The sequence below is a fragment of the Pseudomonas sp. R9.37 genome, assembly GCF_963878885.1.
Lineage (GTDB): Bacteria > Pseudomonadota > Gammaproteobacteria > Pseudomonadales > Pseudomonadaceae > Aquipseudomonas.
In genome coordinates, this window is sequence record NZ_CAWNZA010000022.1 from 331,825 (window position 1) to 348,032 (window position 16,208).

Here is a 16,208-nt window from a genome sequence, read left to right on the forward strand (position 1 = left end):
CGAGGTTTCCCGTATGCCGCAGTCCGCGCTTGCCATCGCCCGCATGATCCTCGATGGCTTCGACGATTACCGTGAGCACTTCCGCCAGATCACTGACGGCGCCCGTGAACGTTTCGAGAAGGCCCAGTGGCAGCAAGGGCAGGCGGCTTCGGCGGCGCGGATCAACTTGTACGAAGAGAAAGTCGCTGAAGTAACGGCGCGCCTGCGTGCCCAGTTCGACGAGGCCACGCTGCTGGAAGTGGACGCGTGGCCGCTGGTGAAGCGTGCCTACATCGGCCTGATCGACCTGCGCTTTGACGATGAATTGTCCGAGACCTGGTACAACTCGATCTTCTGCAGCCTGTTCAGTCACGACCTGATCAGCGATGCCTGCATGTTCATCCACACCACGCGGCCGAGCCTGCGCCGTGCGCGTGCGGCGCAAACCCGCGTTTATCAGCCGGCGGGCGACCTGACGGCGATGCTGGCGCAGGTCTTCGCCGATTACGCGTTCAGCGAACCCTACGCAGACCTTGCGACCGACCTGCGCCGGCTCGAAGCGCAATTGCGCGAAAACCTGCCGGACTGGGTGTGCAAAGATCCGGACCTCAATGTTGAGCTGTTTTCCTCGGTGCTCTACCGCAATAAAGGCGCCTACCTCGTAGGACGCATCTACACCCGTGACGAACAATGGCCGCTGGTGATTCCGCTGCTGCACCGCGAAGGGCGCGGCATTCAGATCGACGCGCTGATCACGGACGAAGCCGACGTGTCGATCATCTTCTCGTTCACGCGCTCGTATTTCATGGTCGACGTGCCGGTGCCAGCGGAATTCATCGGGTTTCTCAAACGCATCCTGCCCGGCAAGCACATCGCCGAGCTGTACACCTCAATCGGTTTCTACAAACACGGCAAGTCGGAGTTCTACCGCGCGCTGATCAACCACCTGGCCACCACCGATGACCGCTTTATCATGGCGCCCGGCGTGCGCGGCATGGTCATGAGCGTGTTCACGCTGCCGGGCTTCAACACGGTGTTCAAGATCATCAAGGACCGCTTTTCACCGTCGAAAAACGTCAATCGCGCCACCGTCATCGAGAAGTACCGTCTGGTAAAAAGCGTCGACCGCGTGGGGCGCATGGCCGACACCCAGGAGTTCGCCGATTTCCGTTTCCCCTTGAGCAAGTTCGAGCCTGAATGCCTGGCCGAGCTGTTGGAGGTCGCTGCGGGCACCGTGGAGGTCGAAGGCGACACCGTGTTGATCCGCCACTGCTGGACCGAACGGCGCATGACCCCACTCAACCTCTACCTCGACAACGCCAACGACGCCCAAGTGCGCGAAGCGCTGGAAGACTACGGCCTGGCCATCAAGCAACTGGCGGCGGCGAACATCTTTCCCGGCGACATGCTGTTGAAAAACTTCGGCGTCACCCGCCACGGTCGCGTGGTGTTCTATGACTACGACGAAATCTGCTTTCTCACCGAAGCCAACTTTCGCCACATCCCGGCACCGCGCACGCCCGAGGACGAAATGGCCTCGGAGCCCTGGTACTCCATTGGGCCGCTGGATGTGTTCCCCGAAGAATTCCCGCCGTTCCTGTTTGCCGACGCCGGCCAGCGCAAGCTGTTCGACGAGCTGCACGGCGAGCTGTACAACGCCGACTACTGGAAAGGCCTGCAGGAAGCGATTCGCGCCGGCAAGGTCATCGATGTGTTCCCGTACCGTAGAAAAGAGCAGCTGTAAGCCTCAAGCGGCAAGCCACGGGTAAGCGGTTTTGCGTCTACTTGCCGCTTGAAGCTTGACGCTGATAGCGGCTTTTCTGCCACACTTGCCGGCCGTGCATAAATGACGACCTTCAAAGTACCTGATGACTGACCAAGCGCCCGCTATCGACCAACTGCTCAAAAACCTCGATCACGCCATGCTCGCCGACCGCCACCGCTTGCGGCGCCAGTTGCTCGAGCTGCGCAAGAAGCCCGACGAGGACAAGCTGGCGCAGTGGGTCACGCGCATGCAGGCGTCCTGCGCACAGGTCACGGCGCGGCGTGCCAGCCTGCCGGTGATTCGCTACGACGACAGCCTGCCGATTGCCGCCAAGCGCGACGAGATCAAAGAGGCGCTGCAAAAGCATCAGGTGTTGATCATCGCCGGTGAAACCGGCTCGGGTAAAACCACTCAACTGCCGAAAATCTGCCTGGAAATCGGCCGTGGCCAGTACGGCCTGATCGGCCACACCCAGCCGCGCCGAATCGCCGCGCGCAGCGTCGCCAGCCGCGTCGCCGAAGAACTGGCCACGCCGTTGGGCGCGCTGGTCGGCTATCAGGTGCGTTTCGAAGACCAGAGTGACTCCAACACCCTGATCAAGTTGATGACCGACGGCATCCTGCTGGCGGAAACCCAGAACGACCGCTACCTGGAACGCTACGACACGATCATCGTCGACGAAGCCCACGAACGCAGCCTGAACATCGACTTCCTGCTCGGCTACCTGAAAACCCTGTTGCCGCGTCGCCCCGACCTGAAAGTCATCATCACCTCGGCGACCATCGACCTGGAGCGTTTTTCCAAGCACTTCGACGATGCACCGATTGTCGAGGTCTCGGGCCGTACCTTCCCGGTGGACACCTGGTATCGCCCGCTGACCCTGGAGCAGGACGAGGAGGGCAACCGCGTCGAGGACGACTTGACCGTCGACCAGGCGATCCTCGCTACCCTGGATGAAATCGCCGCCTATGAACGCAGCGAGCGGCGCAGCCCTGGCGATGTGCTGGTGTTCTTGCCGGGCGAGCGCGAGATTCGTGACGCCGCCGAAATGCTGCGCAAGGCCCAGCTCAAGCACACCGAAATTCTGCCGCTGTATGCGCGCCTGTCACCGGCTGAACAACAGCGCATTTTCCAATCCCACCCGGGCCGCCGTGTGGTGCTGGCGACCAACGTCGCGGAAACCTCATTGACCGTGCCTGGCATTCGGTATGTGATCGACAGCGGCACCGCGCGCATCAGCCGTTACAGCTACCGCGCCAAGGTGCAGCGCCTGCCGATCGAGGCAATTTCCCAGGCCAGCGCCAACCAGCGTAAAGGCCGTTGCGGTCGGGTCGAGCCCGGTATTTGCATCCGCTTGTACAGCGAAGAGGACTTTATCGGCCGTCCGGAATTCACCGACCCGGAAATCCTGCGCACCAACCTTGCCGCCGTAATCCTGCAGATGCTGCACCTGCGCCTCGGCGAAATCACCGATTTTCCGTTTATCGAGCCGCCGGACGGCAAAGCCATCAGCGACGGTTTCAACCTGCTGCAAGAGCTCTCGGCGGTCGACCGCAACAGCCAGCTCACGCCGCTGGGCCGCCAACTGGCGCGCCTGCCAGTGGACCCGCGCATGGGCCGCATGCTGCTCGAAGCCGCCAAGCTCGGCAGTTTGCAGGAAGTGCTGATCGTCGCCAGTGCCATGTCGATCCAGGACCCGCGTGAACGCCCGCCAGAGCGTCAGCAAGCGGCCGACCAAGCCCACGCCCAGTGGAAGGACGCCGATTCTGACTTTGCCGGGTTGGTAAACCTGTGGCGCAGTTTTGAGGAACAGCGCCAGGCGCTGACCGCCAGCCCGTTGCGCAACTGGTGCCGCAAGAACTTCTTGAATTACCTGCGCCTGCGCGAGTGGCGCGATTCCCATCGCCAGCTCAGCCTGATCTGTCGCGACATGCAGTTGACCGTCAATAAAGAGCCGGCGGACTTTGCCAAGCTGCACAAGGCCGTGTTGTCTGGCCTGCTGAGCCAGATCGGCCAGAAGACCGAAGACGGCGATTACCTCGGCGCGCGTCAGCGGCGTTTCTGGATTCACCCGTCCTCGGGCATCGGCAAGAAGCGCCCGCAATGGCTGATGACCGCCGAACTGGTGGAAACCACCAAGCTGTACGCGCGCATGGTGGCAAAGATCGATGCCGACTGGATCGAGCCGCTGGCCGGGCACCTGATCAAGAAAAACCACTTCGAGCCGCATTGGGAGAAGAAGCGCGGCCAAGTGGTGGCCTTTGAGCAAATCACCCTGTTCGGGCTGATTGTGGTTGGGCGCCGACCGGTGCATTACGGGCCGATTGATCCGGTGGTGTCGCGTGAGCTGTTTATCCGCGAAGGCCTGGTGCGCGGCGAGATTCAGTCGCGGGCCAAGTGCCTGGCGGCCAACCAGCAACTGCTCGAGCAGCTCGACGAACTGGAGGCCAAGGCGCGGCGTCGCGACATCCTGGCGGACGAAGAAACCCTGTACGCCTTCTACGATGCGCGCTTGCCGGCGGAGATCCACCAGACCGCGACGTTCGACAGCTGGTACAAGGTCAACAGCCAGAAAGACCCGCAACTGCTGATCATGCGCGAGGAAGACGTGCTGGCCCGCGAGGCCAGTGAAGTCACGGCCCTGCATTATCCGGACACCTTGCACCTGGGCGATCTGGAGTTGGCGCTGAGTTATCACTTCGAACCCAACCACCCCCGCGACGGTGTGACCCTGCGCGTACCGGCGCCACTGCTGCCGGCATTGCCGCCGGAGCGCCTGGAATGGCTGGTGCCGGGGGTGATCGAAGCCAAGTGCATTGCCCTGGTGCGCAACCTGCCCAAGGCGCTGCGCAAAAACTTTGTACCGGTGCCGGATTTCGTCAAGGCGGCGCTGCAACGCATCGAATTCGGCCAGGGCTCGCTGCCCCAGGCGCTGGGGCGCGAACTGCTGCGCATGACCGGCGCACGGGTCAGCGATGAAGCCTGGGCCGAGGCGGCGCAGCAGGTGGAGAACCACCTGAAGATGAACCTGGAAGTGGTCGACGGCCAAGGCAAGTTCCTCGGCGAAGGGCGCGACCTGGCCGAGCTGACCGCGCGTTTTGCCGAGGCCAGCCAAGCCGCGTTGGCCGTGCCGCAAACCGCCAAAAGCCAGCAACCGGTGCAAGCCAAGGTGTTTGCGGCGGTGGCCGAGAAGACCCAGCAAAAGATCGCGGGGCTGTCGATGACGGTCTACCCGGCGTTGGTCGAAGAAAATGGCACGGTCAAGGAAGGGCGGTTCTCGACGGCCGCCGAGGCGGAGTTCCAGCATCGTCGCGCGTTGCAGCGCCTGCTGCTGCAGCAATTGGCCGAGCCGGCGAAATTCCTGCGCGGCAAATTGCCCGGCCTGACCGAATTGGGCCTGATGTACCGCGAACTGGGGCGCGTCGATGCATTGGTTGAAGACATTCTGTTGGCCAGTCTCGACACCTGCGTACTGGAAGGCGAAGCCAGCTTGCCGCGTGACGGTGCAGGTTTGGCGGCCCTGGCTGAACGCAAGCGCGGCAGCTGGACCGATCACGCCGAGCGCCTGGCCCGCCTGACGCTGGAAGTGCTGAAGCTGTGGCATGGCTTGCAAAAGCGCTTCAAGGGCAAGATCGACCTGGCCCAGGCGGTGGCCTTGAATGACATCAAGCAGCAGCTGAGCCATCTGGTGTACCCAGGTTTTGTGCGGGAAACACCGGCGCAGTGGTTCAAGGAACTGCCACGTTTCCTCAAGGCCATTGAGCTGCGCCTGGAGAAACTGCCCAGCCAGGTGCAAAAGGACCGAGTGTGGAGCACTGAGCTGAGCGGCCTGTGGGCGCAGTACCAGAACCGCCTGAACAAACATGCCCAGGAAGGCAAGCGCGACCCTCAGCTGGAGCTGTATCGCTGGTGGCTGGAGGAATATCGCGTGTCGTTGTTTGCCCAGCAGTTGGGCACCAAAGTGCCGATTTCCGATAAGCGTTTGAGCAAGCAATGGAGCCAGGTGGAGGCCTGAAGCCCTCTCGGCTACCGAGGTTGTGGGAGCTGGCTTGCCTGCGATGGCATCCCAGTGATTTGACTGATACACCGCGGTGTCTGCGTCGCAGGCAAGCCAGCTCCCACCGTCAGCATGGGGTTTATCCGGAAATGGCGCCAAATCCCCGAGGTTGTGGCAAACTTCGCGGTCATAAATGCCGGGATCGTCGTGATGGGCTGGTGTGCAGCCGCGGCGCAATGGAATAAAGCGTTGCCAGTTTGATGCCCGCTGGACGGAATCGAACGACTTAAAGTTTGGTACGACGGTACCAATATCTTCTGCCTGACAGATTTAGAGGAACGACCGTGCATAACGTCGTCATCAGCGGCACTGGCCTGTACACCCCGGCCAACAGCATCTCCAACGAAGAGCTGGTGCAGTCTTTCAATGCCTATGTTCAGCAGTTCAACACTGACAACGCCGCCGCCATCGAGCGCGGCGAGGTCCAGGCACTGACTGAGTCCAGCGCAGCCTTTATCGAGAAAGCATCGGGCATCAAGAGCCGTTTTGTCATGGACAAGGACGGTATTCTCGACCCGCAGCGCATGGCTCCGCGTTTGCCCGAGCGCAGCAATGACGAGTGGTCGGTGCTGTGCCAGATGGCCGTTGGCGCGGCCGAACAGGCCCTGCAGCGCGCGGGCAAGACTGCCGCCGACATCGACGGCGTGATCGTGGCCTGCTCCAACCTGCAGCGCGCCTACCCGGCCATCGCCATCGAAGTCCAGGAAGCGCTGGGTATCGAAGGTTTCGGTTTCGACATGAACGTGGCGTGCTCGTCGGCGACCTTTGGTATCCAGAACGCCGCCAACAGCATCCAGCTGGGCCAGGCGCGGGCGATCCTGATGGTCAACCCGGAAGTCTGCACCGGCCACCTGAATTTCCGTGACCGCGACAGCCACTTCATCTTCGGTGATGCGGCCACGGCCGTGATTCTCGAGCGCGCCGACCTGGCGACTTCCGAGCACCAGTTCGATGTGGTGAGCACCAAACTGCTGACCAAGTTTTCCAACAACATCCGCAACAACTTCGGCTTCCTCAACCGCACGGCGGAAGAAGGCATCGGCGCGCCGGACAAGCTGTTCGTACAGGAAGGTCGCAAGGTCTTCCGTGATGTCTGCCCGATGGTTGCCGAACTGATCGGCGTGCATCTGGACGAAAACCAACTGAATGTGGCCGATGTGAAGCGTTTCTGGCTGCACCAGGCCAACCTGAGCATGAACCACCTGATCGTGAAAAAACTGCTGGGCCGCGAAGCCTCGGTGGAAGAAGCACCGGTGATTCTCGACACCTACGCCAACACCAGTTCGGCGGGTTCGGTGATCGCGTTTCACACCTACCAGGACGACTTGCCAAAAGGAGCCGTGGCGGTGCTCAGTTCGTTCGGTGCCGGTTATTCGATCGGCAGCGTAATCCTGCGCAAGCGCTAATCTCGAGGCAGAATGCGGTCAATGTGGTAGCTGGCTGCTTGCGATGACGATAGTGGAGCCACCGCCGCTATCGCAGGCAAGCCAGCTCCCACCGGTATCGGATTTCCACAGCAGGATTGAGGTAAACGATGGCAGCAGCCGACGACGCGCACCTGCTGGAACGGCTGCTCAAGGGCGAGCAGCGGGCCTACAAGGAATTGGTCACCACCTACCAGAGCGCCATGCGGGCAGTGGCCTATGCCATTGTCGGCCAGCGCCACGCCGACGAAGTGGTGCAGGACGCGTGGTTGTCGGTGGTGCGCAACCTGGCCAGGTTCGAAGGGCGTTCCAGCCTCAAGACCTGGCTGCTGACCATCACCGCCAACTCCGCCAAGGGCCGCTATAAACAAAATCGCCGGGAAGTGTTGCTCGACGATTTGCCCTCACCTCACGGCACCATCGGTGACGATCGCTTCGTTCCCGACGATGGCCACTGGGCCGTGGCCCCGTACGCCTGGCACCAGGACACCCCGGAAGCGTTGCTGACCGAGGATGAGTTGCGCAAGTGCCTGGAGCATACGTTGCTGAGTTTGTCGGAGCTGCAAAGCAGCGTGCTGGTGCTGCGTGAGCGCCAAGGCCTGGAGTTGGAAGAGATTTGTAATCTTCTGACGCTCTCGCTCTCCAATGTCCGTGTGCTGTTGCATCGGGCACGGCTTAAAGTCTTCGCCACGGTGGAGCATTTTGAGGAAACGGGCGAATGTTGACCTGCAAAGAACAAGTGGCACGTTCCAGTGACTACCTCGATGGGCAATTGACCTTTCGCGAACGTTTGCTGGTGCGTCATCACTTGATGTTTTGCCCTAACTGCCGGCGATTTATCCGTCAGATGCGCCTGATGCAGGCGACTTTGAAAATCATGCCGGAAGAACCGGTAAAGGACGTGGATGCATTGGCTGACCGGCTGGTAGCCGAGCGGCTGAAAGATCAGTAAAAGCGCGAACAATGCAGACTCGCGTGGGTGGGGCGAACGGATGATGAGGGGCGACCCACCCACGCAAGGCTGTTGAAACGACCTCGGGCCGTCCTGGCCCAAGGTTTATTGCACACCCATTAGAACTTGGCTTCAGCATCCAACTGCAGGGTGTTGGTGTTGGCATCACGCTGCGTGCGGCTGGCGTAGTCCGCCTTGGTCAGGAAGTACGTGGCGCCGAGGGCGAAGTTCTTGTCGATGTCGTAGCTGACCTTCATCTTGTGGCCGCGTGAGCCGGTGGTGCCGTTGGCGAAGTCCGAGTCGGTGAAGGCACCCACCACGGCGTTACGCTGGATATCGCGGTAGTTGTAGTCCAGGTTCAAGCCGAACACTTTGGACTTGGCACCGATCAACCAGGCAGTGTCCTGATCGGTCACCGCGTCGTTGTTTTTCACGTACTGGCCATAGAACGCCAACGGCACTGCCAGGCCGCCGATGTCGGCCTGGGCGAAGCCTTCGTACAGGCGGAACTGGTTGTCGGCCGAGTTGCCGTTGACCGCCAATGCGCAAGGCGTGGTGGTGGTCGTGCAACGGCTGTCCTTGTCGTTCTGGTAGGCGTAGACGCTGCCGCCCAGGGTCATTTTCAAGTTGTCAGTCAGCGAGAACCGCGTGCCCAGCTGGCCGGACGTCAGGCGCAGGTCGTGACGAAATTGCACGCCGTCGCCGTCGACGTTGTCCTTGAGGTTGTAGTTGCCGATGCTGCCGAACAACTCGGCGCTGCTGCCCAGTGGGTATTTGTAGGTCAGGGCCAGGCCTTCCGGGTTGATGTCGCTGTCCCAGATCACGTCGCCCATGTTGACCCACGGCTGCAACATCTTGCCGCCGATCACGTGCAGGTTTTTGATCTGGTCCGGGTGGTAGTCGATGTAGCCCAGGTCCAGCCAGATCGACTTCTTGTCGAAGTAGTTGTCCTGGTCCTGGTTGGTGGAGCGCGCGTCGTCGCTGCTGCCGGTGGCAATGCGAATGCCGGTGTCGACCTGCGAGTTGACTTCGGTGTAGGCGCCCAGGCGGGCACGGATGCGCTGACGGTCCTTGTCACGCCCGCCGTTGTTGGATTCGCCCTGGATCTTCACGGTTTCCTGACGGAAGCGCACGTCACCCTTGAGCTGAGTGCGCGCGGCCCAGGCCAGTTTCTGGTCGAACACACTCAGGTCATTGGTTTTTTTCGCGGTGGCCGCGATCTGCTCGTTGGTCTCTTGTTGAGCTTGCTGTGCGATCTGCTTTTCTTTCTGGTCCTTGGCTAATTCCGCCTGCAGTTCGGTGTACTGCGCAGCGGTGATCTGGCCGTTGGCCTTGAGCATGTCGAGCAATTTAGCGTCGACTGCAGCGCTGGCCGGAACGCTCAGGGCCAGCAACAGGCCGCCACACAGGGCCGCCGCAGTTTTAGTGGAAGCAAGACGCATATCAATCTCCGAAAGTGAGGAGGGATGGCAAACCATCCAGGACACAACCGACCGATGACGGACGGAAAATAGCCGCCTGCTAGAACCAGGCGCTCTAAAAAACAGGCGTCAGTATCACGATCACTTATGACGGGACAGTGGCTAAGTGATGTCATGTAGATGACAAAATATTTAATAAGGAACTATTTGAGTTGGCCTTTGTCGTGCCATTTGGGCGTGTGCGAAAGCCACCGATAAGCGATACTCGCCAGGCTTTCACGCCCTGAAGTAGTGAGGATGCCGATGCCGTTGCAACGCCTGGACGCCCTGTCCGAAATCGCCCCGCAGGTATGGGATGCCCTCGTGCCGCAGGCCCAACCTTTTGTACGGCATGCATTCCTGAGCGCGCTGGAAGACAGCGCCAGCCTGGGGCCGCAATCGGGCTGGCAACCTGAGCATTTGCTGCACTGGGAAGGCGATCGCCTGGTGGCGGCAATGCCCAGCTACCGCAAATGGCATTCCTACGGCGAATACGTGTTTGATCACGGTTGGGCCGATGCGTGTGAGCGGGCAGGCATTGATTACTACCCAAAGTTGCTGACGGCAGTGCCGTTCAGCCCGGTCAGCGGGCCGCGCTTGCTGGCCAGGAGCGCCGAAGACGCTTTCGAGCTGCTGAACAGCCTGCCGGGCTATTTGGAAATCGAAGGGCTCTCCAGCGCCCACATCAACTTCACTGACCCCTTGGCCGACCAAGCCTTGGCGCAGCATCCAGGTTGGTTGCAGCGTTTGGGCTGTCAGTTTCATTGGCAAAATCGCGGCTATCGCGACTTCCAGGATTTCCTCGACGCCTTGAGCTCACGCAAGCGCAAACAAATGCGCAAAGAGCGTGAGCAAGTGGCGGGGCAGGGCATCGAGTTCGAATGGCTGCAAGGCCATGAGTTGAGCGAGGCGCAATGGGATTTTGTCTACGCCTGCTACGCCAACACCTACGCCGTGCGCCGCCAGTCGCCGTACCTGACGCGGGCGTTTTTCAGCCTGCTGGCCGAGCGCATGCCCGAAGCGATTCGCGTGGTGCTGGCTAAACAGGGCACACGCCCGGTTGCCATGGCCTTCAGCCTGATCGGTGGCGACAGCTTCTACGGGCGTTATTGGGGCTGCCTGGCGGAATTCGACCGCCTGCATTTCGAAACCTGCTTCTACCAAGGCATGGATTACGCCATTGCTCACGGTTTGCAGCGCTTCGACGCCGGCGCCCAAGGCGAGCACAAGTTGATTCGCGGGTTTGAACCGGTGATCACCCGGTCGTGGCACTACCTGCGCCATCCAGGTCTGAAAAATGCCGTGGAAGATTTCCTCGAGCGCGAGCGCGTAGGGATTCTGGCGTATGCCGAAGAGGCGAGGACAGCCCTGCCTTATCGGCAGGGCTGAACCCTTGACCTCAGGCTGGGTCCTCCTCGCCCAGCCATCGATAGGTCGCGCCGCCGATCACCGCACCGAAAATGGGCGCCAGCCAGAACATCCACAACTGCTGGAGCGCCCACCCGCCGACGATCAGTGCCGGGCCGGTACTGCGGGCCGGGTTGACCGAGGTGTTGGTCACGGGGATGGAGATCAAGTGGATCAGGGTCAACGCCAGGCCAATGGCGATAGGCGCGAGGCCCGCTGGGGCACGACGGTCAGTGGCGCCAAGGATGATCAGCACGAACATCGCCGTCATCACCAGCTCACAGACAAACCCCGTTGCCATTGAGTAACTGCCCGGCGAATGCTCGCCGTAGCCATTGGAAGCCAGGCCCGATGCCAGTTCGAACCCGGGCTTGCCGCTGGCAATGAAGTACAACAGCGCAGCGGCGACCGTGCCGCCGATAACCTGCGAGATGATATAAGCCGGTAACTCCCTGGCCGGGAACCTCCCGCCCACTACCAAGCCTACTGATACGGCCGGGTTGAGATGGCAGCCGCTGATGTGCCCGATGGCAAACGCCATGGTCAACACCGTGAGCCCGAACGCCAGGGCTACGCCCAACAGCCCTATCCCGACGGCGGGAAACGCTGCGGCCAACACCGCACTCCCGCAACCGCCCAACACCAGCCAAAACGTACCCAATCCCTCTGTGATTGAACGTTTGAACAAAGACATGCAACACGTCCTTGATAGATCGCTCTACCCAATCAGTAAATCAATGATGCTCCCTGCAGATTTACTTCAGCGCCCGTCTGGGCACTGCTTTGATTGAAGCAGGCTTTTGTGGCAAATCCAGGCCATAAAAAAGCGCCAGAACCCTTTGGGTGCTGGCGCGATGGGCCAATGCTGCGATGCAATGCGATCAACTGTGGGAGGGTGTTTTCCCCGGAAGCGGTCAGTCGATGCCGACGAAGCCTCCGGTTTGATGCTGCCACAACCTGGCATACAGCCCGCCGTGGGCCAGCAATTCAGCATGGCTGCCGGTCTCGGCGATTTGCCCTTTCTCCAGCACCACCAACCGGTCCATCCGCGCAATGGTCGACAACCGGTGCGCAATCGCTATCACCGTCTTGCCTTGCATCAAGGTTTCCAGGCTCTCCTGGATCGCCGCTTCCACTTCCGAGTCCAGCGCCGAGGTGGCCTCGTCCATGATCAGAATCGGCGCGTCCTTGAGCAGCACCCGCGCGATGGCAATGCGCTGGCGCTGCCCACCGGAGAGTTTGACCCCGCGCTCACCCACATGGGCGTCCAGCCCGGTACGCCCTTCGGCGTCCGACAGCAGCGGAATGAATTCATCGGCGCGGGCCTTGTGGATGGCGGCCGTCAGTTCTTCATCGGTCGCATCCGGCTTGCCGTACAGCAAGTTGTCACGGATCGAGCGGTGCAGCAGCGAAGTGTCCTGGGTGATCATGCCGATCTGTGCGCGCAGGCTTTCCTGGGCGACCTCGGCGATGTTCTGCCCGTCGATCAGGATGCGCCCGCCTTGCAGGTCGTACAGGCGCAGCAGCAGGTTGACCAGAGTCGACTTGCCTGCACCGGACGGGCCGATCAGGCCGATCTTTTCCCCGGCCTTGATCGTCAGGTTCAAGCCGCCAATGATCCCGCTCTTTTTGCCGTAGTGAAAATCCACCTGCTCAAAGCGTACTTCGCCATGGGGCACGTTCAGGCGCGGGGCATTCTCGCGGTCGGTGACCGCCAGCGGTGCTGCGATGGTTTTCAGCCCGTCCTGCACCATGCCGATGTTTTCGAAAATGCCGTTGACCACCCACATGATCCAGCCGGACATGTTGACGATACGAATCACCAGGCCGGTGGCCAGGGCAATCGCGCCCACGGAAATCAGCGACTGGGTCCACAGCCACAGGGCCAGGCCGGTGGTGGTGACGATCAGCAGGCCATTCAAGATGGCAATCGTCACGTCCATGCTGGTCAGCACGCGGGCGGCCAGCTGGGTTTTTTCGGTCTGCTCGATGATCGCTTCCTTGGCGTATTCCTGCTCATTCTGCGTATGGGCGAACAGCTTCAAGGTGGTGATGTTGGTGTAGCCGTCGACGATGCGGCCCATCAGTTTGGAGCGCGCTTCAGAGGAGATTACCGAGCGCTCTTTCACGCGCGGCACGAAGTAACGCAAGGCCAGGCTGTAGCAGATGATCCAGGTGATCAGCGGGATCATCAGCCGCCAGTCGGCCTCGGCAAACAGCACCAGGGCGCTGATCGCATAGATCGACACGTGCCAGATGGCCTCCGCCGTCGCCACCGCCGAGTCACGCAAGGAGTTGCCGGTTTGCATGATGCGCTGGGCGATACGCCCGGCGAAATCGTTTTGAAAGAAATTCAGGCTCTGCTTGAGCACGTAGCTGTGGTTTTGCCAGCGAATCAGGCTGGTCATGCCGGGGTTGATGGTCTGGTGCACCAGCAAGTCATGCAAGCCGTTGAAGATCGGGCGCAACAGCAGGGCGACCACGGCCATCCAGATCAGCTCGGCGCTGTGAATCTGGAAGAAGTTGGCGGGCGGTGTGCCTTGGGCCAGATCGATGATGCGGCTCAGGTAGCTGAACAACGCCACTTCGATCAACGCACCGATCAGGCCTACCACCAGCAAGGCGGCAAAGCTTGGCCACACCTGGCGCAGGTAATAGAGGTAGAAGGGCAGGACTTTGTCGGGCGGGGCGTCGCTGGGGGCAGCGCGGAAAATATCGATCAGTTGTTCAAAACGACGATAGAGCATTAGGTTGACGCCCGCCTGGCGGGCTCTCCTGTTCAAATGCGCGCGTGGCCTTGTGGGCCATGCGCGGAGCTACCTGCAGACCTCAGTCGATGCGCTTGGCCGACTTGATCAGAACAGGATCGATAGGCACGTTCTGCATGCCCTGCTTGGTGGTGGTCTGCGAGTTGACGATGATATCGACCACGTCCATGCCTTTGACCACTTTGGCGAACACGGCGTAACCGGCGTCACGGCCCGGATCGAGGAAAGCATTGTCGGCGACGTTGATGAAGAACTGGCTGGTGGCCGAGTTCGGGTCATTGGTGCGGGCCATCGACAGGGTGCCGCGTACGTTGTGCAGGCCGTTGCTGGCTTCGTTCTTGATCGGTGCTTCGGTTGGTTTTTGCGACATCTGCGCGGTGAATCCGCCGCCCTGGACCATGAAGCCCGGGATCACGCGGTGGAAAATCGTGTTGGTGTAGAAGCCTTTGTCGACATAGGCCAGGAAGTTCTTGGTGCTGATCGGCGCCTTGACCGGGTCCAGTTCGATTTCAATGTCGCCATTGGTGGTGGTGATCAGGACGTGAGGCGCCTTGGCGGGCTCGGCGGCCATCAGGTTGGCGGCGAACAAAACAGAACCGGCAAAGAAGGCGATTTTTTTCAACATGGGTCAGTGATCCTGGGTAGTGGTTTCGACTGTCTTTAGAAAATCGAGCAGGGTAGCGTTAAAGACTTCGGGTTGATCCAAAGGCGTGGCATGGCGGGAATCCTCGATCACCACCAGTCGCGCATCGGGCAGCAGTTTTACATAGATTTCTTTTTGCGCCACAGGTGTGTAGTCGTGGTCGGCGCTGATGACCAGCGTTGGACAGGTGATCCGGGAAAGTTGTTCCTGTACGCCCCAGCCCACAATCGCGTCGAAACTGGCGAGATAAGCACGTTTGTCGTTTTTTGCCCAGCGTTCGGCCATCTTGCGCCGCAGGTCGCCCTGGTGCGGTTGGGGGAATAGCCGATCACCCAAGGCCTTGCCGATGGTGGCCAGGCTCAGCACTCGCGCCAGGCTCCAGCGCTTGGCCCACTGCCAATAATCATCGGCGCTGCGCACTTTGACTTCAGGCGCACTGTTGACGATACACAGGCTCTTGACCCGGCCAGGTTCGTCCACCGCCAACTGGAAGGCGATCATGCCGCCCATGGACAGGCCCACGACATGAGCAGGCGGCAGGTTCAGGTGTTCGATCAAGGCAAGCAGGTCGATGGTGAACCCCTTGATGCTGTAGCGCTCGCGAGGTTTGTCGGAGCGCCCGTGGCCGCGCACATCCACCACGATCAGGCGGTAATGGCGGGCCAGCACCGGAATCTGCAGTTCCCAGTCCTGGCTGCTGGAGCCCAGGCCGTGGATCAGGATCAACGGGCTGCCGTGGCCGTATTCCTCGTAATGCAGGCTGCAGCCTTCATGGTCGAACCAGGCCATGCATGAACTCCGTTTCAGGCTTGCTGGGGAGCGGCGTAAGGCGCGTCCAGGGGGGCGGTGTCAAAGGTGCGCAGCAATTCCACGAGGATCTGTGTGGCTGGGCCCAGGGGTTTGTCCTTGTTCGCGTACAGATAAAACGTCGGGTTGCGGCTGCCGCCTTTTTCCAAGGGTAGCTGCTTGAGCAGGCCATCCTTGAGTTCGCGCTCAATCATGTGTCGGGGCAGCCAGGCAAAGCCCAGGCCGCTGCTGACGAATGTCGCGGCGGTGGGCAGGCTGCCGACGGTCCAGCGCTGTTCGGCACCAAGCCAGCCCACGTCTCGCGGTTGCTGGCGGCCGGAGTCGCGGATCACCACCTGCATCTGGCTTTCCAGGTCCTGGAAGCTCAGTTCACGGTTCAAGCGATGCAGCGAATGGTCCGGGTGGGCCACGGCGATAAATTCCACATCGCTCATTTCCGTGCCCAGGTAGCCGGGGATAATGAACCCGCTGATCGCCAGGTCGGCCATGCCATCCATCAGCAACTCTTCGACGCCCGACAGCACTTCTTCACGCAGGCGCACGCGGCAGCCACGGCTTTGCGGCATAAAGGCGGTGAGGGCGCGCACCAGGCGTGCATTGGGGTAGGCGGCGTCCACGACCAACCGCACTTCAGCCTCCCAACCCTGTTCCATGTGGTGGGCAAGGTCTTCCAGTTGGCTGGCGTTTTTCACCAGTTGCCGCGAGCGGCGCAGCAACACTTCACCGGCGTCGGTGAGCACCGCCTTGCGCCCGTCGATGCGCAGCAGCGGCACACCGAGTTGGTCTTGCATGCGAGCGACGGTGTAACTCACCGAAGACTGCGAACGGTGCAACGCTTCAGCCGCCTGGGCGAAGCCGCCGTGGTCGACCACGGCTTGCAGCGTGCGCCATTGATCGAGGGTAACGCGGGGCGCTTTCAAGATGAGCTCCTCTTGTCCTAAGCTGG

12 protein-coding genes are annotated in these 16,208 nt (G+C 61.0%); 6 read left to right on the forward strand and 6 right to left on the reverse strand.

The window, feature by feature from the left end; translation table 11 throughout:
• Positions 1–13: 13 nt before the first annotated feature.
• The 5 genes from aceK to AACU78_RS13760 all read left to right on the forward strand — a co-directional run bounded on the left by aceK (position 14) and on the right by AACU78_RS13760 (position 8,177).
• The gene (aceK, locus tag AACU78_RS13740; RefSeq protein WP_106576370.1) at positions 14–1,723 is read left to right on the forward strand and encodes a bifunctional isocitrate dehydrogenase kinase/phosphatase; all 1,710 of its coding nucleotides are present in this window, start codon (positions 14–16) and stop codon (positions 1,721–1,723) included.
• A gap of 124 nt (positions 1,724–1,847) precedes the next feature.
• On the forward strand, positions 1,848–5,759 hold the full coding sequence (gene hrpA / locus AACU78_RS13745) for an ATP-dependent RNA helicase HrpA (protein WP_106576371.1): 3,912 nt from the start codon (positions 1,848–1,850) through the stop codon (positions 5,757–5,759).
• A gap of 326 nt (positions 5,760–6,085) precedes the next feature.
• Entirely contained in the window at positions 6,086–7,207 is a 1,122-nt protein-coding gene (locus AACU78_RS13750) for a beta-ketoacyl-ACP synthase III (protein WP_106576372.1), read from the forward strand.
• Positions 7,208–7,335: 128 nt separating this feature from the next.
• Entirely contained in the window at positions 7,336–7,950 is a 615-nt protein-coding gene (locus AACU78_RS13755; protein WP_106576373.1) for an RNA polymerase sigma factor, read from the forward strand.
• The gene (locus AACU78_RS13760) at positions 7,944–8,177 is read left to right on the forward strand and encodes an anti-sigma factor family protein (protein ID WP_106576374.1); all 234 of its coding nucleotides are present in this window, start codon (positions 7,944–7,946) and stop codon (positions 8,175–8,177) included. Before AACU78_RS13755 ends, AACU78_RS13760 begins: the two co-directional genes overlap by 7 nt.
• A 119-nt stretch (positions 8,178–8,296) precedes the next feature.
• On the opposite strand, the gene AACU78_RS13765 is transcribed toward AACU78_RS13760, so the two are convergent.
• Positions 8,297–9,619: a putative porin gene (locus tag AACU78_RS13765; protein WP_106576375.1), complete on the reverse strand. Its 1,323-nt coding sequence runs from the start codon at positions 9,617–9,619 to the stop codon at positions 8,297–8,299.
• A gap of 282 nt (positions 9,620–9,901) precedes the next feature.
• On the opposite strand from AACU78_RS13765, the gene AACU78_RS13770 reads away from it, so the two are divergent.
• The gene (locus AACU78_RS13770) at positions 9,902–11,026 is read left to right on the forward strand and encodes a GNAT family N-acetyltransferase (protein WP_106576376.1); all 1,125 of its coding nucleotides are present in this window, start codon (positions 9,902–9,904) and stop codon (positions 11,024–11,026) included.
• A 10-nt stretch (positions 11,027–11,036) separates the two neighbouring features.
• Here AACU78_RS13770 and aqpZ read toward each other — a convergent pair whose 3' ends face one another.
• The 5 genes from aqpZ to AACU78_RS13795 form a co-directional block, all read right to left on the reverse strand.
• Complete coding sequence (gene aqpZ / locus AACU78_RS13775; RefSeq protein ID WP_106576377.1) at positions 11,037–11,738, reverse strand: aquaporin Z; 702 nt, start codon at positions 11,736–11,738, stop codon at positions 11,037–11,039.
• A 220-nt stretch (positions 11,739–11,958) separates the two neighbouring features.
• Positions 11,959–13,791 carry an ABC transporter ATP-binding protein gene (locus tag AACU78_RS13780; RefSeq protein ID WP_106576378.1) on the reverse strand — a complete coding sequence of 611 codons (1,833 nt, stop codon included), beginning with the start codon at positions 13,789–13,791 and terminating at the stop codon, positions 11,959–11,961.
• A gap of 82 nt (positions 13,792–13,873) precedes the next feature.
• Positions 13,874–14,437, reverse strand: coding sequence for a peptidylprolyl isomerase (locus tag AACU78_RS13785; RefSeq protein ID WP_106576379.1), 564 nt, complete (start codon positions 14,435–14,437; stop codon positions 13,874–13,876).
• A gap of 3 nt (positions 14,438–14,440) precedes the next feature.
• The gene (locus AACU78_RS13790) at positions 14,441–15,244 is read right to left on the reverse strand and encodes an alpha/beta fold hydrolase (RefSeq protein WP_106576380.1); all 804 of its coding nucleotides are present in this window, start codon (positions 15,242–15,244) and stop codon (positions 14,441–14,443) included.
• 14 nt (positions 15,245–15,258) lie between these two features.
• Positions 15,259–16,182 (reverse strand): LysR family transcriptional regulator, encoded by a 924-nt coding sequence (locus AACU78_RS13795; RefSeq protein WP_106576381.1) that lies wholly within the window; start codon positions 16,180–16,182, stop codon positions 15,259–15,261.
• Positions 16,183–16,208: the final 26 nt, after the last annotated feature.